Raw genomic sequence first — 6,519 nt, 5'->3', positions numbered from 1 at the left:
CCACCTGGCACATCCTCCAAGACCCCGACACCAGGTTCCAGGATCTGGGCCACGACTACGTCCATGCCCGCACCAACCCGGACGCCAGGAAGCACAACCACATCCGCCAACTCGAAGCCCTCGGCTACACCGTGACCCTCACCCCGGTAGCCTGACAACCACACATACTCGCATAAGCCCAAACGTGGCCCGAACGATCAACCACGCCCAACCAACAAAGCCACGTCACCCCATTTTCGGACTAGCGCCAGGTGTCGTTTTGGGCGGCCAAAACGACACCTGGCGCTACCTACTTGGGTTGAGGAAGGTGCCGGAGCCGCGCCACCAGGGTGGCGGCGAGCAGGGCGGTGGCCAGCTCAAGGCCAATGACCAGCAGCAGCTGGGTGTTCCCGGTTGCCTGGGCAGCGGACGACGCCGGCCTGCCGCCGTGGGTGTGCCCCGCACCTCCCGCGCCGAGCAGCAGCGCAGTGTGCAGGCCGACCATCAGCAGGGGAGAAAGAGTCACCTGTCGCAGTGCGCCCACACGGCTGTGCCGCCAGATGTGAATGGTGCAGGGTACGCAGACGGCCGCCAGCGCCACCATCAAAACGCCCAGCCAGGCACCGTGGTGGCCGGCGGCCGCCACCCACAGGTGCACAACGCAGGACACGGCGGTGACCACGGCGACCAGCCGGGGATGCCGGACGGGACCGCCGACAGGGGCCCGGCCGGCCGCCGTCGTACGCTTCCCCGCTCCTGGCGCGAGGCTAGTGGCAGGAGCCACCGGAGGTTCCCTCACTGCGGCAGGAGGAGGCCTGCTGGTTCGGGTTGGCCGGAACGTCCAGCACCGGGCTACGGTCGAAGAAGCCTTCGGGGCGGAGCTTGAAGCCCACGGTGTCCACCGGCATGATGGGCCAATCCTCCACCCGCGGGAAGTGGGTGAGGCCGAAGGTGTGCCACACCACGAGGTCCTGGCCGTCGAGTTCCCGGTTCTGCGCTACATACGCGGGCAGGCCTGCGCCGCCGGAGTGCTGGTTGACGAAGTCGCCGGTGGGGTAGCGCTCGTCCTCGGCGTAGCGGGTCACCCACAGGTCCTTGGTGGCAAAGGCTGCCCGCTTCGCGATGGAGGAGCCCGGGTCCGCCAGCAGCGTGGGCTGGTTGTGCGAATGCAGCTTGTAGCCCACGGGCTCGCCCAGCCGGTTCCGTGATTCGGGGTTGGAGATGATCCAGGTCCGGCCGGCACGGGCGTCAGCTTCGCGGACTGCTTCGGATTCGCGCGCGAGCACGGTCCGCTTGCGCGAGAACGCGTTGCCGCGCTCGTTGCCTTCGCCCATCGCCTGCCGGACCACGTCCTCCTCTTCCACGCGGTTCGTGAATCCGTCGATGGCCATGTCCAGCCGTGCGCTGAACAGGTGCTGATGGAAGGGCGCGCCCAGTCCGGGGGCGAGCTGGGAGATGTTGTCCGAGCCGCCCTCGGGGAACGCCGAGGTGAAGACGACCCCGGTGGCCTTGGCTTCGAACTCGATGGTGCCGTCCAGGTAGAGGTACCAGTAGAAGCCGTAGTCGTAGTTGCCGATGGTGGTGAAGAAGGAGATCACCAGGCGGCGGTTGCGGCGGGTGTAGTTGATCCCGGTCCAGAGGTCCGAGTGTTTGGAGAGGATGCCCCAGTCCTCCTCGTGCATGCAGATGCCGTTGCGGATCTCGCGCGGGTTGCCGAAGGCGTCCGAGATGACGGGGCTGAGGTAGGTGATGTCGCCCAGGCAGTCGCAGCCGAGCTCCAGGGAGTTGGCGTACTGGCCCACCAGGTACTCGCCGGTGTCGAAGTAGTTCTGCCAGGACCGGATGGGCGACGGGTCCCCGTATGGGACCACCATCTCGGCGATCGAGGCGCGGTTGATGATGGGCCGCACCCGGTCCCCGTCCCGGAAGCCGAGGTTGTGCAGGACCACGCCTTCGCGGACGTCGAAGCCGACGTCGACGCTCCACTTTTCCCACTCCACGTGGTTGCCGCCGGTGACGGTGAAGCTGGGCCCTTCGGGCTGGGCGATGCTGATGGGCTTTTGGGTGGTGCGGAGCGGCCCGGTCAGTTCCGGATCGGTGTAGTTGCCGTGCTCGGCCGGAACGGGCATCACGCCGAGGTCGATGACCTGCGTGACTTCCTTGTTCACCACGTCCACGTAGGCCACCAACCCGTCCACGGGGTGCGCCCACGCACTGTCCTCCGGGAAGTCCTGCATAAAAGCCAAGCCGCGAAGGATCCGGCGCCCCTTCTCCTCGGCATACTCGAACACCCCGGCGGACAACGGGGCCACGCGGACTTTTGCCACATCGAGATCCCGGGCGGCAAGGGCGTCCAGCCAACGCTCATCGGTGGCCAGCAGCGCCTCCACCACCTCGAACTCCTCCTCGAGGACCGGAAGTTCGCCGGTCAAGGCGGTTTCGAGCACGACGGCGGATTCCACCTTTTGGTGCGTGAGGGAAACGATGGCGTCGGTTGGCGCAGCCCCGGAGACGTCGTGGATAAAGATCCGGAAGCGCCGGTCCTGGGCCTGGTCCGTGCCGCCGGCCGTGGAGCCGCCGGGCCTGCCGGGCCGGGCCGGATCCAACAGGCCGAGGTAGGCAATCCGGTGCTGCGGCCCGAGAAGGCCCTCCTGCTGCAGAATGGACTGGACCTCGAGGATCTCCGGGGCCGTGGCCAGGCCGAATGCCGGGGTTGTTTCAACTGGTACGAGCGTCATGGGGAAGCCTTTGATCGGACCGCGTGGGATTGAGCGGTTTATTTTCTATAGTTGTAGAGAATAAGCTCTACGTAAGATGGCTCACAAGGGTTTGGGCAAGAATATTTTTCGGGGAGCGGTTGCGGTGCCAAAAATTGTTGACCATGACGAGCGGCGCCTGGAGCTGGTGGATGCCACGTGGCGGATCATCGCCCGGAACGGCCTTGAAGGTGCCACCATGCGCGAGATTGCCATGGAGGCGGGCTTCGCCAACGGCGCCCTGAAGCCGTACTTCCCCACCAAGGACACGTTGCTGGAGTTCGCCTTCAGCCACGTCTTCAACAGGACCAACCAGCGGATCGCCGAAGTCACCGCGGGCCAGACCGGCCTGGCAGCGCTGCGGGCCTTTTGCCTTGAAGTACTCCCCCTCGATGAGGAGCGCATCAACGAGGCACGGATCGTGATCCCCTTCTGGCAGAAAGCCGTCAACGATCCCCAAAAGGCTGTGATCCACCAGCAGTCCATGGACGAGTGGCTCACCGCTATCCGGCGCTGCCTCAAAGAGGCGCGGGACGCCGGCGACGTCAATACCGGCGTCGACGACAGAGCCTTGGCAGGCCAGCTCCTGAACATGCTGCTCGGCGCCCAGATCGAAGCCGCCCTCGCTCCGGCAGGACGCACGGACTTTGGACATGACCGCCAGCTTGAGGGCTACCTGGCCCTGCTGACCCAGCCGTCCGCCCGATGAACGCAGCAGTGCCCGCCGAGAGCGCCGCCACACTGATTCCCGCCGACGTGGATACGCCCGAAATCCTGGTGGACATCGACATCCTGGACCGGAATATTGCGCGGATGGCCCAGTCCGTGAAGGCGAAAGGGCTCGCCCTGCGCCCGCATGCCAAGACCCACAAGATTCCGGAGCTCGCGGCGCGGCAACTCGCGGCGGGGGCAGTCGGGCTGACCGTGGCCACCATCGGAGAGGCCGAAGTGTTCGCCGCGTCCGGAGTCCAGGACCTCTTCATCGCCTACCCCCTGTGGCTTTCGCCGCAGAAAGCGGAGCGGCTGCGCCGGCTGGCCGCGGCCGCGAAAATTTCGGTAGGTGTTGACTCGGCAGCGGGAGCGGCCGCGCTGGGAGCAGGCCTCGGCGAAGCAGCCGGGGAGATCAGCGTGCTGGTGGAAATCGACAGCGGCCACCACCGCAGCGGGGTCCAGCCGGAGGCCGCTGCGGCCGTTGCCTGGGCCGCCTCCGACGCCGGACTCAACATTGCCGGGGTCTTCACATTTCCGGGCCACAGCTACGCGCCGGGGATGCCGGTTGAGGCGGCGGCCCAGGAGCAGGAGGCCCTGCGCCAGGCAGCGGAAACGCTGAGCGCGGCAGGCTTCGAGGCAGCCGTGCGAAGCGGAGGATCCACCCCGACAGCACTCCTCACCCAGGGCTCGTCCGCAACCGAAGTGCGGCCCGGCGTCTACGTCTTCGGCGACGCCCAGCAGCTTGAACTGGGCCGTTGCGCGCTTGACGACATCGCCTTGACGGTTGCGGCGACGGTGGTCAGCCACCACCGCACCGCTCCCGGCACGCCGCCGCGGTTTATCCTCGACGCCGGAAGCAAGATCCTGGGCAGCGACCGGCCGGCCTGGGCGAGCGGCTTCGGCCGGTTGATGGACCACCCGGATGCCAGGATCACGGCCCTGTCCGAGCACCACGCCACAGTGGAATGGCACGGGGACGGCACGCCACCGCCCATTGGCACAAAGCTGCGGGTCATTCCCAATCACGTCTGCCTTGCGATGAACCTCGTGGAAGACGTGGCGGTGGTCAGCCACGGCGAGCTCGTGGACCGCTGGGCCGTAGCCGCCCGGGGGAAGAACAAATAGCCGGAGCTGCGGCAACTGAGGAATTCTTTTTTCGCCAAGTGTTGAAAAAAGATATCAACCGGGGCTAACCTCATAGGACTGTGTTCCAGGACACAGTCCTTGGGGAACGCCAGATGGCCCTCCGTCGACAGGAACATCCATGCTCACAGCTACCGCACCCGCCAGCCAGGACGTCACCACGAGCGTTGCCCGGACTTTTGACGACTGGAAGCACCTCGTGGCCGAATCCTTTGTGCCGCTCGCGGCACGCACAGCAGACGTGGACGGCTTCCGCGGACAACTGCGCTCGCGCGTGCTGGACCGGATGTCCATCGTGGACGTCACGGCCACATCCCACGAGGTCCACCGCACGCCCGCGCTCATTGCCCAGGCCGGTGAGCGCTACTTCAAGCTCAACCTCCAGCTCGAGGGCACGGGCCTGCTGATCCAGGACAACCGCGAGGCGCTCCTTGAGCCCGGCGACCTGGCCATCTACGACACCAACCGCCCCTACACCCTGGCGTTCGAGGAACAGGCCCGGATGATGGTGGTGATGTTTCCCTGCGACGCCCTTACCCTGCCCACAGATTACGTCGGGCAACTGGCCGCCGTCAGGATGGCAGGGGGCACCGGATTGAGCGGGATCGTGGGACAGTTCATCCGCCAGCTCTCCGAAAACCTCGATGTCCTGGGCGGTCCCAGCGGTTCACGGCTGGCCACCAATGCCTTGGACCTGGTGTCCACCATGCTGCACGCAGAGATGGACATCGCCCCGGACCGGATGAAGCCGCAGGCGCTCCTGGCCGCGTCCATCCGTGAGTACATTGAGGCCAACCTGTCCGATCCGCTGCTGTCCCCGGCGAGCATCGCGGCCGCCCATTTCATCTCCACCAGGCACCTCCACAACGTCTTCCACGAGTCCGGCACCACGGTGGCCAGCTGGATCAGGAGCCAGCGCCTTGAAGGCGCGCGCCGCGACCTGCGCGACCCCCTGCACGCCGGGAAATCAGTCAGTACAGTCGCAGCCCGCCGGGGCTTCCTGGACGCGGCCCACTTCAGCCGCACCTTCCGTGACGCCTTCGGCCTGTCCCCCACCGACTGGCGTCGCCAGGCCTGACGCAACCAACGCTGTTAACCCATTTGAGGATGGCGTTATCGGGGGAGAAATAATGAAAGTTCCAGTCAGGCATGGGCTCGGCAGAAAAATCACGACGACGGCTGCCGCACTTGTGCTGCTGTCCGGCATGAGCGGCTGCAGCCTGTTCCCGTCGCCTCCGCCCCCGCCGGATATCGCTCCGGCCACGCCTGTGTCGGCGCTTCCGCCGGAGTGCCCCTTCGTTGGCCAGAACGACCTGACGCCGGTCCGAATCCCCCTGGGCACCCCGCGCGAGACGATCGGCAGTGTCCTGAACGCTTACAGCGGGTGGTTCAACGCCGGTTCCGAGCTGATCGCGGCCTGGAGTCCAGACATGGCCGTCCCTGAGAGCTGCGTTGAGCGGCTCGCCGCAAGGAACGCGGAGGCCTACTCGGCCACCCTGTTCACCACGCACAGCGACGTGGCCTGGCAGGAATACTTCACCTCCGTAAAGGTGATGAACCAGCAGAACCTGGCAGCGGTCCGCTCTGCTGAACCGGAGGGCAGCGGGCGGGGGAAGTTCGAACTGTTGCAGGAAATCGATTCGAGCGCCACAGACAGCGGAACGTTCCTGAAGTTCGATGCCGTCTACCGCCCCATGGTGGCCGGCCAGGGCAATTGGGAGGACCTTGACAAGCCGACCCGCTGGTACGTGGAACTGGTCCCGGCGGGAGAGTTCCTGGTCATCAACTACATCGAGACCAAACCCGCCGCCGGTTAGCCGGCGCTCAAACACGATCTGGCAACTTCGAGCGACTCTGAGGGCAAATGCCTACTCAGTTCGGTTTGTTGGCGTGCCAACGGGAGGGGGTGTACGACGGCGGGCTGGCGCCG

6 protein-coding genes are annotated in these 6,519 nt (G+C 66.1%); 4 read left to right on the top strand and 2 right to left on the bottom strand.

Features of this window, described 5'->3' with window-relative positions:
- Positions 1–289: 289 nt before the first annotated feature.
- Both G6R19_RS18465 and G6R19_RS18460 read right to left on the bottom strand, forming a co-directional pair.
- Positions 290–763, bottom strand: a complete 474-nt coding sequence (locus G6R19_RS18465; RefSeq protein ID WP_240341961.1) for a hypothetical protein — start codon at positions 761–763, stop codon at positions 290–292.
- Entirely contained in the window at positions 747–2,717 is a 1,971-nt protein-coding gene (locus G6R19_RS18460) for a primary-amine oxidase (protein WP_163167666.1), read from the bottom strand. The genes G6R19_RS18465 and G6R19_RS18460 overlap by 17 nt, the downstream gene beginning before the upstream one ends.
- A gap of 124 nt (positions 2,718–2,841) precedes the next feature.
- On the opposite strand from G6R19_RS18460, the gene G6R19_RS18455 reads away from it, so the two are divergent.
- The 4 genes from G6R19_RS18455 (at position 2,842) to G6R19_RS18440 (ending at position 6,406) form a co-directional block, all read left to right on the top strand.
- Positions 2,842–3,444 (top strand): TetR/AcrR family transcriptional regulator, encoded by a 603-nt coding sequence (locus G6R19_RS18455; RefSeq protein WP_163167664.1) that lies wholly within the window; start codon positions 2,842–2,844, stop codon positions 3,442–3,444.
- Positions 3,441–4,571, top strand: coding sequence for a D-TA family PLP-dependent enzyme (locus G6R19_RS18450; RefSeq protein WP_163167662.1), 1,131 nt, complete (start codon positions 3,441–3,443; stop codon positions 4,569–4,571). The genes G6R19_RS18455 and G6R19_RS18450 overlap by 4 nt, the downstream gene beginning before the upstream one ends.
- Before the next feature lie 139 nt (positions 4,572–4,710).
- Complete coding sequence (locus G6R19_RS18445) at positions 4,711–5,667, top strand: helix-turn-helix domain-containing protein (RefSeq protein WP_163167660.1); 957 nt, start codon at positions 4,711–4,713, stop codon at positions 5,665–5,667.
- Between the two features lie 52 nt (positions 5,668–5,719).
- Entirely contained in the window at positions 5,720–6,406 is a 687-nt protein-coding gene (locus tag G6R19_RS18440) for a hypothetical protein (protein ID WP_163167658.1), read from the top strand.
- Positions 6,407–6,519 lie beyond the last annotated feature (113 nt).

Source organism: Arthrobacter sp. Alg241-R88 (genome assembly GCF_900537115.1).
In the GTDB taxonomy this organism is placed as follows: domain Bacteria; phylum Actinomycetota; class Actinomycetes; order Actinomycetales; family Micrococcaceae; genus Arthrobacter.
This window is presented reverse-complemented; position numbering and strand designations above follow the sequence as displayed.